This window comes from Burkholderia sp. Z1, assembly GCF_014893795.1.
GTDB lineage: Bacteria > Pseudomonadota > Gammaproteobacteria > Burkholderiales > Burkholderiaceae > Burkholderia > Burkholderia theae.
Genome location: NZ_JACFYL010000001.1, coordinates 58,752 through 73,471 on the forward strand (window position 1 = coordinate 58,752; position 14,720 = coordinate 73,471).

The 14,720-nt window shown below is 68.8% G+C and carries 15 protein-coding genes; 4 read left to right on the plus strand and 11 right to left on the minus strand.

The features are described 5' to 3' along the window. Positions 1-18: 18 nt before the first annotated feature. On the plus strand, positions 19-303 hold the full coding sequence (locus H3H55_RS00265) for a multidrug ABC transporter ATPase (RefSeq protein WP_193097371.1): 285 nt from the start codon (positions 19-21) through the stop codon (positions 301-303). Between the two features lie 257 nt (positions 304-560). Beyond that, positions 561-2,105: an efflux transporter outer membrane subunit gene (locus H3H55_RS00270; RefSeq protein ID WP_193097372.1), complete on the plus strand. Its 1,545-nt coding sequence runs from the start codon at positions 561-563 to the stop codon at positions 2,103-2,105. 26 nt (positions 2,106-2,131) lie between these two features. On the opposite strand, the gene H3H55_RS00275 is transcribed toward H3H55_RS00270, so the two are convergent. From H3H55_RS00275 to gspG, 8 genes are read right to left on the minus strand one after another with little or no spacing between them, the layout of a single operon-like run. After that, entirely contained in the window at positions 2,132-2,920 is a 789-nt protein-coding gene (locus H3H55_RS00275; RefSeq protein WP_129513334.1) for a type II secretion system protein N, read from the minus strand. Positions 2,921-2,951: 31 nt separating this feature from the next. Beyond that, positions 2,952-3,458 (minus strand): type II secretion system protein GspM, encoded by a 507-nt coding sequence (gspM, locus tag H3H55_RS00280; protein WP_129513335.1) that lies wholly within the window; start codon positions 3,456-3,458, stop codon positions 2,952-2,954. Further along, complete coding sequence (gspL, locus tag H3H55_RS00285) at positions 3,455-4,846, minus strand: type II secretion system protein GspL (protein ID WP_193097373.1); 1,392 nt, start codon at positions 4,844-4,846, stop codon at positions 3,455-3,457. Before gspL ends, gspM begins: the two co-directional genes overlap by 4 nt. A 26-nt stretch (positions 4,847-4,872) precedes the next feature. Next, on the minus strand, positions 4,873-6,003 hold the full coding sequence (gene gspK, locus H3H55_RS00290) for a type II secretion system minor pseudopilin GspK (protein WP_226799892.1): 1,131 nt from the start codon (positions 6,001-6,003) through the stop codon (positions 4,873-4,875). Positions 6,004-6,005: 2 nt separating this feature from the next. Continuing rightward, complete coding sequence (locus H3H55_RS00295; RefSeq protein WP_048247973.1) at positions 6,006-6,695, minus strand: type II secretion system protein J; 690 nt, start codon at positions 6,693-6,695, stop codon at positions 6,006-6,008. After that, positions 6,673-7,074, minus strand: coding sequence for a type II secretion system minor pseudopilin GspI (gene gspI / locus H3H55_RS00300; RefSeq protein ID WP_193099428.1), 402 nt, complete (start codon positions 7,072-7,074; stop codon positions 6,673-6,675). Before gspI ends, H3H55_RS00295 begins: the two co-directional genes overlap by 23 nt. Positions 7,075-7,076: 2 nt before the next feature. Continuing rightward, positions 7,077-7,631 (minus strand): GspH/FimT family pseudopilin, encoded by a 555-nt coding sequence (locus tag H3H55_RS00305; protein WP_193097375.1) that lies wholly within the window; start codon positions 7,629-7,631, stop codon positions 7,077-7,079. 39 nt (positions 7,632-7,670) lie between these two features. After that, positions 7,671-8,123 (minus strand): type II secretion system major pseudopilin GspG, encoded by a 453-nt coding sequence (gspG, locus tag H3H55_RS00310; protein WP_193097376.1) that lies wholly within the window; start codon positions 8,121-8,123, stop codon positions 7,671-7,673. A gap of 177 nt (positions 8,124-8,300) precedes the next feature. Here gspG and H3H55_RS00315 point away from each other — a divergent pair, with 177 nt between their 5' ends. Further along, on the plus strand, positions 8,301-8,711 hold the full coding sequence (locus H3H55_RS00315) for a type II secretion system protein N (protein WP_129513339.1): 411 nt from the start codon (positions 8,301-8,303) through the stop codon (positions 8,709-8,711). A 31-nt stretch (positions 8,712-8,742) separates the two neighbouring features. Here H3H55_RS00315 and gspF read toward each other — a convergent pair whose 3' ends face one another. From gspF to gspD, 3 genes are read right to left on the minus strand one after another with little or no spacing between them, the layout of a single operon-like run. Then, the gene (gene gspF, locus H3H55_RS00320) at positions 8,743-9,960 is read right to left on the minus strand and encodes a type II secretion system inner membrane protein GspF (protein WP_193097377.1); all 1,218 of its coding nucleotides are present in this window, start codon (positions 9,958-9,960) and stop codon (positions 8,743-8,745) included. 4 nt (positions 9,961-9,964) lie between these two features. Beyond that, positions 9,965-11,455 carry a type II secretion system ATPase GspE gene (gene gspE / locus H3H55_RS00325; protein WP_413463964.1) on the minus strand — a complete coding sequence of 497 codons (1,491 nt, stop codon included), beginning with the start codon at positions 11,453-11,455 and terminating at the stop codon, positions 9,965-9,967. Positions 11,456-11,460: 5 nt separating this feature from the next. Then, complete coding sequence (gene gspD, locus H3H55_RS00330; RefSeq protein WP_193097379.1) at positions 11,461-13,773, minus strand: type II secretion system secretin GspD; 2,313 nt, start codon at positions 13,771-13,773, stop codon at positions 11,461-11,463. Between the two features lie 387 nt (positions 13,774-14,160). Here gspD and H3H55_RS00335 point away from each other — a divergent pair, with 387 nt between their 5' ends. Next, positions 14,161-14,610 carry a lytic transglycosylase domain-containing protein gene (locus tag H3H55_RS00335; RefSeq protein ID WP_129513343.1) on the plus strand — a complete coding sequence of 150 codons (450 nt, stop codon included), beginning with the start codon at positions 14,161-14,163 and terminating at the stop codon, positions 14,608-14,610. Positions 14,611-14,720 lie beyond the last annotated feature (110 nt).

Sequence of the window (14,720 nt, forward strand, 5' to 3'; positions counted from 1 at the left end):
CCCCCGAGGATGTTCGCGATGCTGTTCCTGAAAAATGCCGCCGGCGCGCTGCGCCGCAACCTGACCGATACCGCTCATCATGTGTTCTCCGGGCCGCACCGCGGCTGGAAGATCGCGCTGTACGTGACGATGCTGGTCGTGCCGGGCGGCTCGCTCGCGGCGCTCGGGTTCGCATGGTTCGATCATCGCCGGCAGCGCAACGCGAAGGGCGGCGCACGCCGCACGAGCCAGCCAGCGGCAACGGAACCGTCGTCATGGCGGTCCGCCGCCGAACCCGTCCCGGTACCCGTGCGCTGCCACTGACGCCACGCCGCTCCCGCCATCCCGACTGATCGCCGGCCGCGCCCCCGCGGCGGCCGGCGCGCACCTGTCTCCCCGCAAGCGATCCGTAATGGCCGGTAAACCGGCCGCTCGCACCGGTAACACATTCAGGCCCCCTGGCACCGTACCCTTAGGGCTGCGCAGCTTCCCCGCCGTCAGTTACCATTTGTCCGCCAGCGGCAACGACCGCATCGCGCGGCGCCGCTCGCCGGCCGTCGCGCCCAGACAGGAAAACCACGATGCCGTACGCCTCCCTCCCGCGCGCCCTTCGCCCGCTGAGCGCCGCCGTCGCCGTTGCGACGGCCGTGCTGCTCGCCGGCTGCGCCGTCGGGCCCGACTATCACCGGCCCGACACGTCGATCCCTGCCGCATTCAAGGAAGCGCCGGCCGGCTGGAAGGTCGCGCAGCCCGCCGACCGCACCGACCGCGGCGCGTGGTGGACGGTCTACAACGATCCGCAACTCGGTGCGCTGATCGGCAAGCTCAACGCATCGAACCAGACCATCGCACAATCGGCGGCCGCCTACCGGCAGGCGCGTGCGCTCGTCACCGAGGCCCGTGCCGCGTATTTCCCGACCGTCGGGCTGACCGCGTCGGGCTCGCGTGCCCGCACGCCGCGCACATCAGTGTCGTCGGGCTCGTCGTCGAGTTTCGGCAGCGGTTCGTCCGGATCGATCAATAACAGCTACAGCGTCGGCCTCGACGCGAGCTGGGAACCCGACCTGTGGGGCAAGGTGAGCCGCACCGTCAGCGCGCAGCGCGCCGGCGAAGCGGCGGCGGCGGCCGATCTCGCGAACGCGCGGCTGTCGCAGCAGGCGCTGCTCGCGCAAACCTATTTCCAGCTGCGCACGTCCGATGCGCTGCAAAAGCTGCTCGACGACACCGTGAAGTCGTACCAACAGTCGCTGCAGCTGACCCAGAACCAGTATGCGCAGGGCGTCGCCGCACGCGCCGACGTGATCCAGGCGCAGACGCAACTGCAAAGCGCGCAGGCGGCGTCGATCGACAACGGCGTCGCACGCGCGCAGTACGAGCATGCGATCGCGACGCTGATCGGCGAACCGGCGTCGACCTTCTCGCTGCCGACGAACCCGCTCACGGCCGAGCCGCCGATCACGCCGGTCGACGTGCCGTCCGCGCTGCTCGAGCGCCGGCCCGACATCGCGGCGGCCGAGCGCCGCGCGGCCGCCGCGAACGAGCAGATCGGCGTCGCGATTTCCGCGTTTTTCCCGACGCTCACGCTGTCGGCCACCGGCGGCGTCCAGAGCTCGGTGTGGTCGCAGCTGTTCACGCTGCCGGCGCGTTTCTGGACGGTCGGCCCGCAGCTTGCGGCGACGCTGTTCGACGCGGGTCTGCGCGCGGCGCAGACCGACGCCGCGCGCGCGACCTACGACCAGGATGTCGCCGCGTATCGCCTCGCGGTGCTCACCGCATTCCAGGACGTCGAGGACAACCTCGCGTCGCAGCGCATCCTCGCGCAGGAAATCGACGTGCAGCGGCAGGCCGTCGAGAGCGCCGAGCACTCACTCGCGATCGTCACGAACCAGTACAAAGCCGGCACGGTGGCGTACCTGAACGTGCTGACCGCGCAAACCACCGCGTTCACCGCGCAGCAGAAGCTCTCGACGATCGCCGGGCAGCGGATGGCGTCGTCGGTCGGGCTCGTGAAGGCGCTCGGCGGCGGCTGGGATGCGTCGGACATGGCACGCGAGAACGGCGACATGGCTGCGCCGGCACCGGTGCCGGCGTCCGGTGCGGCGGCCGCGCCGCTCGCGCAGAAGTAACGGAAGAGGGCGACGCGCCGCGCGCGTCAGCGCTGCGCGTCGCCGAAGATCAGCGACACCTCGTTGTTCCCGATCGGGTGGCCGAGCAGGTTCAGCAGCCCGGCGAGGTTCGCCTGCTGCTCGGGCGCCGCATGTGCGGTGCCGCGGAACGATCCCTGACCGGCGCCGAAGTTGCCGTGCCCGTCGAGGAACAGCGGGCCCTGCGTCGTCGACAGGTCGAGATCGGCGCCCGCCCCCTTCGCCTGCAGCACCGCGCGGTACGAGCCGAGCGGCTTCACGCGCGACACGCGCGAACTCATCGAATCGATCGTCACCGTCAGCTGGCCGAACGCGTTGTTGCCGAACAGGCGCCAGTCGCTCCAGCCGACCCGCACGTCGCCCTGCAGGTCGAGCGTGTTGAACGGCGTGCCGAGCCCCGCGAGCAGCGACGCCGGCACGGCCATCGTGCCCGCCGACAGCACCGCACCGCGCCACGTCGCATCGAGCGTGACGGCGTCGGGCATCGCCTCGGTCTGCCGCATGCGCATCTGCACGCGCCCGGTCAGCAGCGGCCAGAAGCGGGTGGTCCATTCGACCCGGCCCGGCAGCAGCGTCGCCGCGCTCTGGTCGGCGCCCGGCGCGAGCATCAGCGTGCCCGAGCCGTGCCACAGCGAGCCGTCCGGATCGACGAGATTCACGTGCCCGCCGGTCGCGCGTGCGAATTGCGGCGCGATCCACGCGGCCGGCGCGAGCGCGACGAGCGTCACCGCCGTCGCCAGTCCGCCCGCCAGTACCCACGGCAATGCGGTGGCGAGCCGCTTCGTCCACGGCCTCATCGGCCGACCGCCACTTGCGTCATCCACTGCGTCATTTCTGCGTCGACGGTTGCATTACGGCCGTCAGGTCGACCTGGCCATCTTCCTTCAGCGCGGTCGCGTGCGCCTCGCCGACCTGCACCTTGAACTGCCGGCGCGCGTCGTCGAGCCACTGCGTCCACGCCGGGAACGACACGTTCTTCATCTGGACCTGCACGCCGTTGCCGACGATCTGCACCTGCGCGCCCTGCAGCCCGTGATCGGACAGCGACGCGGTCAGCGCGTCCTTCAACGCCAGGCCAGTGGGCGCGACGCCCTGCGCGGCGGCGGTCAGCGACTTCGCCTCGTTCGCCTGCGCGGTCATCTGCGCGAGTTCGCGGCGCATCGTCGGCAGCTCGCGCTGGATCCGTGCGCGGCCTTCCTGTGCGGGCGCCCACAGCACCGAATAGGCGATCACGACGGCCAGCACGGCGCCGCCCCAGCCGAGCAGCATCTTCTCGCGCTGCGAGCGCTCACCCCAGAACTGGGCCAGCGTCTGGTTCAGTTGTTCCGTTTTCATGAGCGGCTCCGGATCGTCCATTTGCCCGTGTTGCTGTCGACTTCGCCGGACAGTCCGTTACGCGCGAGGCGCTGCGGGAAATCGGGATCGACCTTGACCTCCGGCTTGAAGCCGACGTCGAGCCGCCGGTCGTGATAGTCGAGCGACGCGATGCCGTTCAGCGGCAGCGCGCCCATCGAGCGCGTCAGGCCGCTCGACAGCGCGAGGAAATCGTTCGGCGACAGCTCGCCGGCCGCGAGGCGCAACTGATCGAGCTGGCGCTGCATCTGCGCGGGCGGATCGAGCACCGTCGTCGTCTTCGGGAACGCGGACAGCAGCGTTTCGGTGATCTGCGCCGACAGCGCATCGCGCTCGCGCGACAGCTTCCACCAGTGCAGGTTCATCCCGATCACCGCGACGCCGAGCGTCGCCGCGACGAGTGCGAGCGGCACGCGCAGGCGCTTCACCGTCGCACGGTCGAAGCGCCACGGCTGCGACTCGAATTCGAACTGGCACAGATCGAACCGCTCGGTCAGCGCGCGCCGTGCGAACGTGTCGAACGACAGCGGCGCGGCACCCGGCAGCAGCGGGCCGTCGGTGCGGCCGACCGACGCGAGGCGCGGCTCCGCGCCCGGTTCGCCGAGTTCATACAGTTCGACGTCGCCGCCGCCCGCGAGCGCGGCCAGCGTGCCAGCCGCGCGCGCCGCGGGCGCCGCGAAGCCTTCGCCGAGCGCGCCGCGCGCGACCGCAAGTTCCAGGCGCGGCGCGCCGGCCGCGGCCGGCAGCGCGCCGGCCTCGACGAGCGCCGGTTCGACTGCCGCCGCGAGCCCAAGCACCGCGGCGACCGCGGGCGGGTGGGCGGACGGCTCGACGGCGCCCGCGGCCAGCGCGGCATCGGCAAGGTTCGCGATCTCACCGTCGGCCGGCGCGGCGGCTGCGACCGCGGCTGCGGCCTCGGCCGACGTGCGCGGCGCCGGCAGGCAGCGGGTCGCGGGCACCGCGCTCAGGTGCCGGTGGCCGGCCGCCGTGAACGCGTCGCAGATCGTGCGAAACCACGCGCGATCGACGATCGCCAGCACGCGGCGCCCGTCGGGCAGCGCGGCCGGATCGAGCGCGATGTGGCAGCCGAGCGGATCCTGGATCAGTTGATCCTCGACGATGTTGGGCAGCGCCTGGCGCAGCTTCGGTCCCTTGAGCGGCGGCACCATCGCGGCCAGCAGCAGCACGTCGCGCGCGGCGACGATCAGTACCGTCGCATTCGCGCGCGGCAGCAACGCAAGCGCGGCGCGGCCCGCGCGCTGCACATGGCCGGCCTTGTCGACGAGCGTGAACGGCAGTTCGGGCCACTGCCATTCCTGCAACGGCACGGCAGGCTCGCGCGGCGGCAAAGAAACAATCAACGTGCTCACAAGAGCTCCTCTCCCGAATGGCGTTGTTATAGCTGGTCGCGGATGCGCACGACCCGCGTCGAGTGCGTGGTCGGATCACGATACACGAGCGAGGTGCGGTCGACCTCCGCGCGATCGTGCTGGATCCGGCCATGCACGATGAAATAACTCGAATTGACGTCGACGAGGTTCGAGTCGATCGTCACGTTCGGCGCGCCGGCACCGCGCAGCGCGAGCTGCACATCGCCGACGTTGCGGAAAAACACGGTCTCGCGGCGCGACACGAGCGCCTGCGCGGACGACACGCTCATCCCTGGCACGAGCGCCGCGATCACCTCGGCCGGTGCGGTATTCATGTTCACGGGCGTCGTGGTCGGCAGCACGGTGACGAACGGGCGCAGCCGCGCGACCATCTCGGGCGTCACGCCGTCGACGTCGAGCAGGCTGTCGACACCGGTCATCATCAGCGGCGCGGGCCCGCGGTCGCCGCCGGTCATGCCGGGATCGTCGGTGAAGCCGCTGCCACCCTGCTCGTCGGTGGTCACCGGCGCGATGGCCGGCGCCGTGCCGCCGCCGCCCGGCAGCGTCGGCATCTGGAAGCGCGTCGCCGAATGCATGAGGCCCGCACGCACCTGCAGCGCGATGCGCTTCGCGAACGCGCCGTCGAAGCCGAGCGTGGTCAGCAGGCGCTGGAACGCCTGCAGCTGCGTGACGTTCAGCTGCAGCACGCCGGGCGCCGGCGACGCCACGAGGTTGCGCAGGTTGAACTTCGCCTGCGCGTCCTCGATCGAGCCGGAGATATAGGTGTCTTCGCCGCCGTTGTCGTTCGGCGCGCCGATTCGGCCGAGGAAATCCGACAGCTTCGTCTTCGCGATCGGCACGCCCCAGATTCCGCCGAGATACGTGATGCCAGGCGCCGTGTCGCCTTCCGAGCGCAGGATCATCCGCGTCCAGTCGAGCGCGCCGCGCGCGACCCACTGCGCCTGCGCGATCACGCGCTGGTTCTCGATGCGTCGGATCTGCACCTGCTGGCGCCACAGCATCCCCGAGACGAGGATCGCCGACAGCGCGACAACGAGCAGCGCGGTGATGATCGCCGCGCCGCGCTCGCGGCGGCGTGCACGCGTGCGCACGGCAGCGCGGTGGGTGAGCAATGAACGGTGACGGCGCACGCGCATCGTCATTCCCCGACGAGGAAGATGCGCGTGACCGGCACGCGCAGCGACGTCGCGCCGATGCTGACCTGCAGCCCCGTCACCGCACGCGCCGGCGGCGCGTTGCCGATCTGCGGCACCTTGAGCGCATCGTTGTTCTGCGCGAGCGCATCGTCGGCCGTCTGCAGATTGGTCGTCCAGCCCACGCGCGGCACGTACAGCTTCGCGTCGATCGCGCCGACGCCGCCCATCAGCGCGACCCAGCTCCAGCCTTCGACGCTGCTGTCCTTCAGCGTGCTGCGCAGCCGGTTCGCGTCGTCGATCGGCGGCGACGCATAACGCACGACGCGCCCGCCGGCGATCCGGTAACGGACCACCTGCAGCCGCGGCGCGGCGCCCGGCACCTCGAATTCGCGGACGATCTGCAGCGTATTGCCGGCGACGCCGATCGCCGGCTGGCCGGCCTCGTCGTCGGTCGCGGCAAGCCGCGCGTCGATGCGCATCTGGTCGAACATCTGCGCGAAGACGCGCTCGTCTTCCATCGCGGCCGCCACCTTGTCGCGGCCGCGCATGATCTGGTCGAGCCCGCGCCACGCGAGGATCGCGACCACCGCGAGAATCGCGATCGCGATCATCAGCTCGATCAGCGTGAAGCCGCGGGCGGAGCGGGTGGGCGAGCGTCGCATCGGCGCGTCAGAGCGGACGGCTGGTTTCATTCGCGATCACCGTCACCATCTGTGCGAGCACGCCGGAATGCCCGGGCATGCTCACCGAAACCCGGACACGCCGGAACACGGGGTTCGGCGTGGTGCTCACGCGCTGCGTGCAGACGAGCTGCACGTTGCCTTGCGAGCAGTCGAAACTTTGCTCGCCGATCTCCGGCCACGCATGCGTGAGCCGCAGTTGCGCGAGCGCGTTGTCGGCGCTCCAGCCGGCGAGCAGCCGGCGATGGAGGTCGGACGCGTTGGTCGCCATCGTGCCGACCGCGCGGATCGACGCGGCGAGCGCGACCGCGATGATCGCGAGCGCGACGAGCACCTCGATCATCGTGAAGCCGCGGGATGAGGAAACGGGGAAGGGCAGGCGACGACGCATCGTCATTGCACCTCGTAGCGGCCGTTGCCGGTGCCGACGATCGTCGCGCTGCCGACGGCCGAATGCAGCGTCACGCGCACCGGCGTGTCGATGCTCTCGGTGCCGAACACGACCCGGCTCGCGTGCGTGTCGGAACCCGGGTAGTCGATGTCGGCGCCCGTGACGCCGCCGTCCCAGTCGCGCGGGCGCAGCAGGTCGTCGCGCAGCGTGCGCCAGCCGTCGGCCGAACTCACGTCGAACCGGAAGCCGTGCGCGGTCGGTTGCCACGCGATCGGGCGCGCGCGGACCTGAGCTTCGTCGCCGGCGGTCTCGAACAGCAGCGCGACGCGTTGCGCCTCCTCGCGCAGGTCGGTGCGCGGATTGCGCGTCAGCGACAACGACGCGAGCGATACGAGCAGCCCCGCGATCACGAGCACGACCAGCATTTCGAGCAGCGTGAAGCCGCGCGCGTCGCGCTTCAGCGGCCCGCTATCGGCACGCGCCGGGACGAACGGCGCCGCACCGCGACGCACACGGCAATCGCGGCCGCAGCGGGAGGTCGTGCGAATGGCGAGCATGAAGAACGGGACCGAAGCGGCGGGCCGATCAGCGACGGCTTATTGCCACGAACCGATGTCGGAATCGTTGCCTTCGCCGCCTTCCTTGCCGTCGGCGCCGTAGCTGAACACGTCGATCTCGCCGTGCACGCCCGGGTTCAGGTACTTGTAGCCGTTGCCCCACGGGTCGTTCGGCAGGCGCTCGAGGTAACCGCCGTCCTTCCAGTTATTCGGGATCGGATCGGTGGACGGCTTCTGGATCAGCGCGTTCAGGCCCTGCTCCTGGCTCGGATAACGACCGTTGTCGAGACGGTACAGCTTGAGGGCCTGCATGATCGTGCCGATGTCCTGCTTCGCGGCGATGCGGCGCGCTTCGTCCGGGCGGCTCATGATCTTCGGCACGATCAGTGCCGCCAGGATCCCGAGGATCGCGACCACCACCATGATCTCGATCAGCGTGAAACCGCGCTGACGACGCACGGCCGCGTTGCGGCGAGTGATCCACGTTTGCATGACTGACTACCTCTTTCCAAAAAAATGTCGTTGGTTGAGTGACGCACCCGGCACACCCGGACGATTCCCTGACGGCAAGCTTCCGAACCCGCGGGCGCGGAGCACGCATTGTAAGGCGCGCATTGCCGAGGGCTTTCACCCAACGCAAATTTCATATACATCCGTACAATAGCGCGCATGAACGCGCTCTCGATCCGGATCCTTTCCCTAGCCCTCTTCGCGGGTTTGTGCGCGACGGCCACCTATTGGGTCGTCACGCTATCGGCCCGCGAAGCACCGCTGCCCGCCGCCGCCGCGCGGCTGCCGATCCGCACCGAGGACGCCGCGGCGCTCTTCGGCGGTCAGCTCGACAAGAATCCCGTGCAGGACATCCACCTGTTCGGCATTCTCTCGCTCGACCGCGGCGCCGCCGCGATCGTCGGCATCGGCGGCGAACCGCCGCGCGCCGTGTCGCTCGGCGCGGAGGTCACGCCCGGCGCGAAGCTCGCCGAAGTCCGCCCCCGCTCGATCATCGTCGACCGCAACGGCGCCCGCGCCGAAATCCAGCTTCCGGCGAACACGCCGTCCCCCGCGATCTACATGCGTTGAACGGTGACGGCCCGACCCACTGGTCAGGCCGTTACTGCACCATGTTGTTCAGCTCGATGATCGGCAGCATCACGGCCAGCACGATCACGAGCACGATGCCGCCCATCGCCAGGATCAGCAGCGGTTCCAGCAGGCTCGTCAGGAACATCGTGCGGCGTTCCAGCTCGCGCGCCTCGCCTTCGGCCGCGCGGTCGAGCATCGTCGTCACGTCGCCCGTCGCTTCGCCGGAACGGATCAGGTGCACCAGCACCGGCGGAAACGTCTTCACGTTGTTCAGCGCGCGCGACAGCGCGGAGCCTTCGCGCACACGCACGATCGCGTCGTCGATGTTCGCGCGCATCGCGCGGTTCGACAGCGTCTCGCCGGCCGCCTGCAACGCGCGCAGGATCGGCACGCCAGCTGCGGTCAGGATGCCGAGCGTGCTCGCGAAGCGCACCGTGTTGTAGCCGCGCACGAGCTTGCCCGCGAGCGGCGCGGTCAGCACCCAGCGGTCGAACGCGAGCCGCGGCCCGTCGCGCGACAGCGTCGCCTTCACGAACCACACGATCAGCGCGACCGCGATCAGGATCGCCCACCACCAGTGCCGCACGAAATCCGACAGCGCCATCATCACGATCGTCAGCATCGGCAGCTGCTGTTTCGTGCTCGCGAACACGTTGACGACCTGCGGCACGACATAGCTCAGCAGGAACGTGACGATGCCGAACGCGATCAGCGTGACGATCCCCGGATACGTAAACGCCAGCAGGATCTTCTGCTTCAGCGCGTTGCTCTGCTCGATGTAGTCGGCCAGGCGCGACAGCACGATACCGAGCTTGCCCGTGTGCTCGCCGGCGGCGACCAGCGCACGGTAGATTTCCGGGAAATCGCGCGGATGCTGGCCCAGCGCATTCGCGAGCGAATGGCCGCCGAGCACCTCGGCGCGGATCGCGGCCATCAGTTCGCGGATGTAGTCACGTTCAGACTGCTCGGTCAGCACGCCGAGCGCCTCGTCGAGCGGCAGCCCGGCGATCAGCAGGCTCGCGAGCTGGCGCGTGAGGATCGCCTGTTCGCGCTGCGACAGCTTGCGGCCGAACGCGAGCCGCTGCGAACGCGCGCCGCGCGTCGCGCTGGCGGCCGGCTCGACGACGAGCGGCGTGAGCCCCTGCGTGCGCAACTGGCCACGCGCGGACCGCGCGCTGTCGGCATCGATGACGCCTTTCTGCGCGCGTCCCGCCGAATCGATTGCTTCGAAACGGAATGCCGGCATCGCGCTATGCGCCTCCCGTCACGCGCAGCACTTCCTCGAGCGACGTCGCGCCGGCCGCGAGCCAGCGCTCGGCATCGTCGCGCAGCGTGCGCATCCCTTCCGCGCGGCCGGCGGCCAGAATCTCCGCGTCGGCCGCGTTGCGATGGATCAGCGAGCGGATCGCGTCGTCGACCAGCAGCAGTTCGTATACACCGCGGCGGCCCGAGTAACCCGAATGCCCGCACTTGTCGCAGCCGACCGGGTGCCACACGATGCGGCCGTCCTCGTGCCGCTCTTCCTTGCAGACGGGGCAGAGCTGCCGCACCAGACGCTGCGCGAGCACGCCGAGCAGCGACGACGCGAGCAGGTAGGGCTCGACGCCCATGTCGGTCAGACGCGTGACGGCCGATGCCGCGTCGTTCGTGTGCAGCGTCGCGAGCACGAGGTGGCCCGTCAGCGACGCCTGCACCGCGATCTGCGCGGTTTCGAGGTCGCGGATTTCGCCGATCATGATCACGTCCGGATCCTGGCGCAGGATCGAGCGCAGCGCACGGGCAAAGGTCATCCCGATCCGCTCGTTCACCTGCGTCTGGCCGATGCCGCCGAGATCGTATTCGATCGGGTCCTCGACGGTCATGATGTTGGTCGTCGCGGTTTCGAGCCGCGACATCGACGCATACAGCGTCGTCGTCTTGCCCGAACCCGTCGGGCCCGTGACGAGCACGATGCCGTGCGGGCGCGCGATCAGCTTGTCGAACTCGCGCAGCGTGTCGCGGCCCATCCCGAGCGCCTCGAGGTTCAGGCGCTGCGCATCCTTTTCCAGCAGACGCAGCACCGCGCGCTCGCCGTGCCCGGTCGGCAGCGTCGACACACGCACGTCGACCGGCCGGCCGCCGACGCGCAGCGTGATGCGGCCGTCCTGCGGCAAGCGTTTCTCGGCGATGTCGAGCTGCGCCATGATCTTGATCCGCGAGATCAGTGCGCCGTGCAGTGCCTTCTTCGGGCGCACGACGTCGCGCAGCGTGCCGTCGACGCGAAAGCGCACGACCGACGCATTCTCGAACGGCTCGATGTGAATGTCCGATGCGTGTTCGCGCGCCGCTTGCGTGAGCAGCGCGTTGATCATCCGGATGATCGGCGCGTCGTCTTCCGATTCGAGCAGATCCTCGACTTCGGGGATGTCCTGCATCAGCCGCGACAGGTCGACTTCGCCTTCGACCTCGCCGACCACCTGCGCGGCGCTGCCGTCATGACGCGAGTAGGCCTGGTTGATCGCCTGCGCGAGTTCGTCGGCCGGCACGCGGTGCACGGAAATCGAGCCGAAGTTGCGCGCGATTTCCGCGAGCGCGGCGTCGCTCGTGCGTTCGCTGATCCACACCTCGAGCGTGTCGTCGAGCTGATGCGCGATCAGCACCTGGCCGCTCTTCGCGAAGCCGTACGGCAACAGGCGCGCGGCGAGCGGCGACGGCGGCTGCCGTTCGCCCGGCGCGCCGTCGTGGGCGGAAGACGCGAGCACGTCGCTCACTGCGAGGCTCCCGGCGTGGCGGTCAGCGGCTGTTGCGGCACCGCCTGCAGCGGTACGCCCTGCGGCTGCGCGGGTGCCTGTTCGGCCGGCGGCGCCACCTGGCGTTGCATCTGCTGACGGCGCATCTTGTCGAGATCGAACAGGTTTCCGGCCGGCGTACCGCCCTGGCTCGGGCCCAGCGGCATCGGCGGGACGATCGGGTCGTCCTTATCGCGGATCACGTTGTTGTCCGACTTGTACGCGCCCGTCACGCCCTGAATGTAGTCATAGCGGTTCGCGGTGACGGCCTGCGCGGTATCGCGATCGCCGATGATCACCGGGCGCAGGAACACCATCAGGTTGGTCTTCTTGCGCTGCTTGCTTTCCGAGCGGAACAACTGGCCGATCCACGGGATGTCGCCGAGCAGCGGCACCTTGCTGTTCGACACCTGATACGCGTCCTGCATCAGGCCACCGAGCACGATCACTTCACCGTTGTCGGCCAGGATCGTCGACTGGATCGAGCGCTTCGTGAACGACGGGCCCGTCTGCGCGTTCGACGTCGCGGTGTCCACCGCCGAATCCTCGGTGTACAGCTGCAGCTTCAGGATCCCGCCGTCGGTAATCTGCGGCTTCACGTGCAGCGTCAGGCCGACGTCGCGGCGATCGTAGGTGTTGAACGCGTTGCTCGTCGTGCCGCTCGTCAGGTTCGAATACGAACCGGTCGGGATCGGCACGTTCTCGCCGACGACGATCTTCGCTTCCTCGTTGTCGAGCGTGATCAGGTTAGGCGTCGACAGCACGTTCGCGTCGCTCACGCCCGCGAAGTACTGCAGCAGTGCCCCAAGCCCCTGCACACCGAACATGTTATGCAGCCAGCCGATGTTGAGGCCCTGGTTCAGCGACGACAGATTCGCCGCCACCCCGGCGCCGGTCAATCCGCCCGTGGTGGCGTTCACCGTCCCGGCCGTTAGACCGATGATGCTGTTGCCCGCGACGCTGCCGGCGGTAGCCGCGAGGTTCGTGCCGGCGAGCAGTGCGCCGCTCGCGACCTGCCACTGGATACCCAGCTGGCCGGCTGTCGTCGAGTTCAGCTCGACGATCAGCGCTTCGATGTAAACCTGCGCGCGACGCTTGTCGAGCTGGTCGATCACCGAACGCAGGTTTCGGTAAACCGGATCCGACGCGGTGATGATCAGCGAGTTGGTCGCCGCATCGGCCTGGATCATCCCGCCCGGCTGGTTGTCGTCGCTCTTGTCCTTGTCGCCGCCGAGCAGGCCGGCGGTACCGAGACCGCCGCTGCCCGACGAACCGCCGTACCCGGACGACGATGACGACGAACCGCCGAGGCCGCCCGACGGCAGCGGCGGGGTGCCGGACGTGCCGGTCGAGAAGTTGCCGCTCGACGACGAGCCGCCGCTCTGGTTGAAGCTGTTCGCATCGTTGGACGACGCCGACGAGCCGCTGTCGTTGCCGCTCTTGCCGAGCATCCCGCGCAGCGTCTTCGCGAGCTTGGTCGCATCGGCATTGCGCAGCGGTACGACGTGCATGTTGCCGGGCACCGCGCTCGGTGCGTCGAGCTGCTGCACGAGGCGCTTCGCGGCCGCGAGGCGCGCCGCGTTCGATGCGCGCAGCAGCAGCGAGTTGGTGCGCGGGTCGGCCGTGACCGATACCTTCAGCGTCGCGTCGCTGTTGCCGATCGCGCCCGGGTCGAGCATTTTCTGCAGTTGCGCGGCAAGGTCGATCGCGTTCGCGTTGCGCAGCGGCACGACCTGCACCTGCGCGCCCGCGGCGCTGTCGACGCCCGCGATGATCTGCGCGATGCGGCGCACGTTGTCCGCGTAGTCGGTCACGACGAGCGTGTTGTTCGCCGGGTAGGCCGTCACCGTGTTGTTCGGCGAAATCAGCGGCCGCAGCACGGGCAGCAGGTTGTTCGCCGATTCATTGTGCAGCTCGAACACCTGCGTGATCACCTGGTCGCCGCGCGCCTGCGGCGCATTGCCGACATAGGTCGGCACGCCCTGCAGCTTCGCGTCGGCCTCGGGCACGACCTTCAGCACGCCGTGATCCTGCACGAGCGCGAAGCCCTGCATGCGCAACGCCGACTGCAGCGTCTTCAGCGCCTGGTCTTCCGGCACCGGACGTTCGGCAACGAGGTTGAGCTGCCCCTTCACGCGAGGGTCGACGATGATGGTCTTGCCGGTCGCGGCGCCGATCGCCTTGGCGACCTGGTCGATATCCGCGTTGACGAAGTTGAGCGTGACCTGAGCGTAGGCGGCCTGCGAGACGATGATGCCGGCGACGATCAGGGTCGTGGCAACGCGCCGCATAACGAAGCGATTTCTTGTCATGGATGAATGGGTCGATGCCGGCTCAGGCCACTTCCGGCGGTAGTGCTGGGATCCAAGTCCGAAAGGGGCGACATTAGCAGTTTTTCATGTCCGAAATATCACATTGATCAGAGGACTGTCTCACATACGACATGTGATCGGCGAGTCGTATGCAATATGTAAGATTCTGAGCTACCCTCGGCATGCCGGCCATCGCCCCGTTTCTCGATGAACCGACATGGAAATACGATATAACCGGACTGTCGTACGCCTGCCTGTCGCAACCTGACGGACTGTCGGTATGATACGGGCGACGCGTTTCTCGCCGTACTGGTAATAGACACGGGTTTTCCCGACCTTCGCGCAATTCCTTTTCGTTTCCGCACCATGAACAGACGGTTCGCTTCGATCGTGTTGATCGCCGCCGGCGCGTGGTTCGCCAGCGCAAACGCACGCGCGGATTGTTTCGACGAGGCGGCCAAATACCAGCAGGTCAATCCGCTGATCCTGCGCGCGATCGCGTGGCAGGAGTCGCACAACCGGCCCGACGCGCTGAACAAGAACACCAACGGCTCGATCGACTACGGCCTGATGCAGATCAATTCGATCCATCTGCCGACGCTGTCGCGCTACGGGATCGGCCGCGACACGCTGATGGAACCGTGCAAGAACGTGTACATCGCCGCGTGGCATCTCAAACAGAAGATGAACCGCTACGGCAACACGTGGCAGGCCGTCGGCGCCTATCATTCGGAAACACCGTCGCTGCGCGACAAGTACGCGCGGCAGATCGCCGGCATCCTGTCGCAATGGAAGCTGCTGCCGCCCGCGCAATGACGCTGCGCCGCGTCGCGGCCTGACGCCGTGCCGGCCGGCCGGCGCGCGTTTGATGCACAATGCGGGCTCACGCCGCAACTTCGCCCGTCCGCGGGCCGATCGCGCCCCGG

Bases quoted from the DNA above. Each gene is read 5' to 3' on its own strand.
- H3H55_RS00295 (WP_048247973.1), bottom strand. From the start codon at position 6,695: ATGAAACCAGCCGTCCGCTCTGACGCGCCGATGCGACGCTCGCCCACC.
- gspK (WP_226799892.1), bottom strand. From the start codon at position 6,003: ATGCGCGTGCGCCGTCACCGTTCATTGCTCACCCACCGCGCTGCCGTG.
- gspG (WP_193097376.1), bottom strand. From the start codon at position 8,123: ATGCAAACGTGGATCACTCGCCGCAACGCGGCCGTGCGTCGTCAGCGC.
- H3H55_RS00265 (WP_193097371.1), top strand. From the start codon at position 19: ATGCTGTTCCTGAAAAATGCCGCCGGCGCGCTGCGCCGCAACCTGACC.
- gspD (WP_193097379.1), bottom strand. From the start codon at position 13,773: ATGCGGCGCGTTGCCACGACCCTGATCGTCGCCGGCATCATCGTCTCG.
- gspF (WP_193097377.1), bottom strand. From the start codon at position 9,960: ATGCCGGCATTCCGTTTCGAAGCAATCGATTCGGCGGGACGCGCGCAG.
- gspI (WP_193099428.1), bottom strand. From the start codon at position 7,074: ATGCGTCGTCGCCTGCCCTTCCCCGTTTCCTCATCCCGCGGCTTCACG.
- gspM (WP_129513335.1), bottom strand. From the start codon at position 3,458: ATGAAAACGGAACAACTGAACCAGACGCTGGCCCAGTTCTGGGGTGAG.
- H3H55_RS00275 (WP_129513334.1), bottom strand. From the start codon at position 2,920: ATGAGGCCGTGGACGAAGCGGCTCGCCACCGCATTGCCGTGGGTACTG.
- H3H55_RS00315 (WP_129513339.1), top strand. From the start codon at position 8,301: ATGAACGCGCTCTCGATCCGGATCCTTTCCCTAGCCCTCTTCGCGGGT.
- H3H55_RS00270 (WP_193097372.1), top strand. From the start codon at position 561: ATGCCGTACGCCTCCCTCCCGCGCGCCCTTCGCCCGCTGAGCGCCGCC.
- H3H55_RS00335 (WP_129513343.1), top strand. From the start codon at position 14,161: ATGAACAGACGGTTCGCTTCGATCGTGTTGATCGCCGCCGGCGCGTGG.
- H3H55_RS00305 (WP_193097375.1), bottom strand. From the start codon at position 7,631: ATGCTCGCCATTCGCACGACCTCCCGCTGCGGCCGCGATTGCCGTGTG.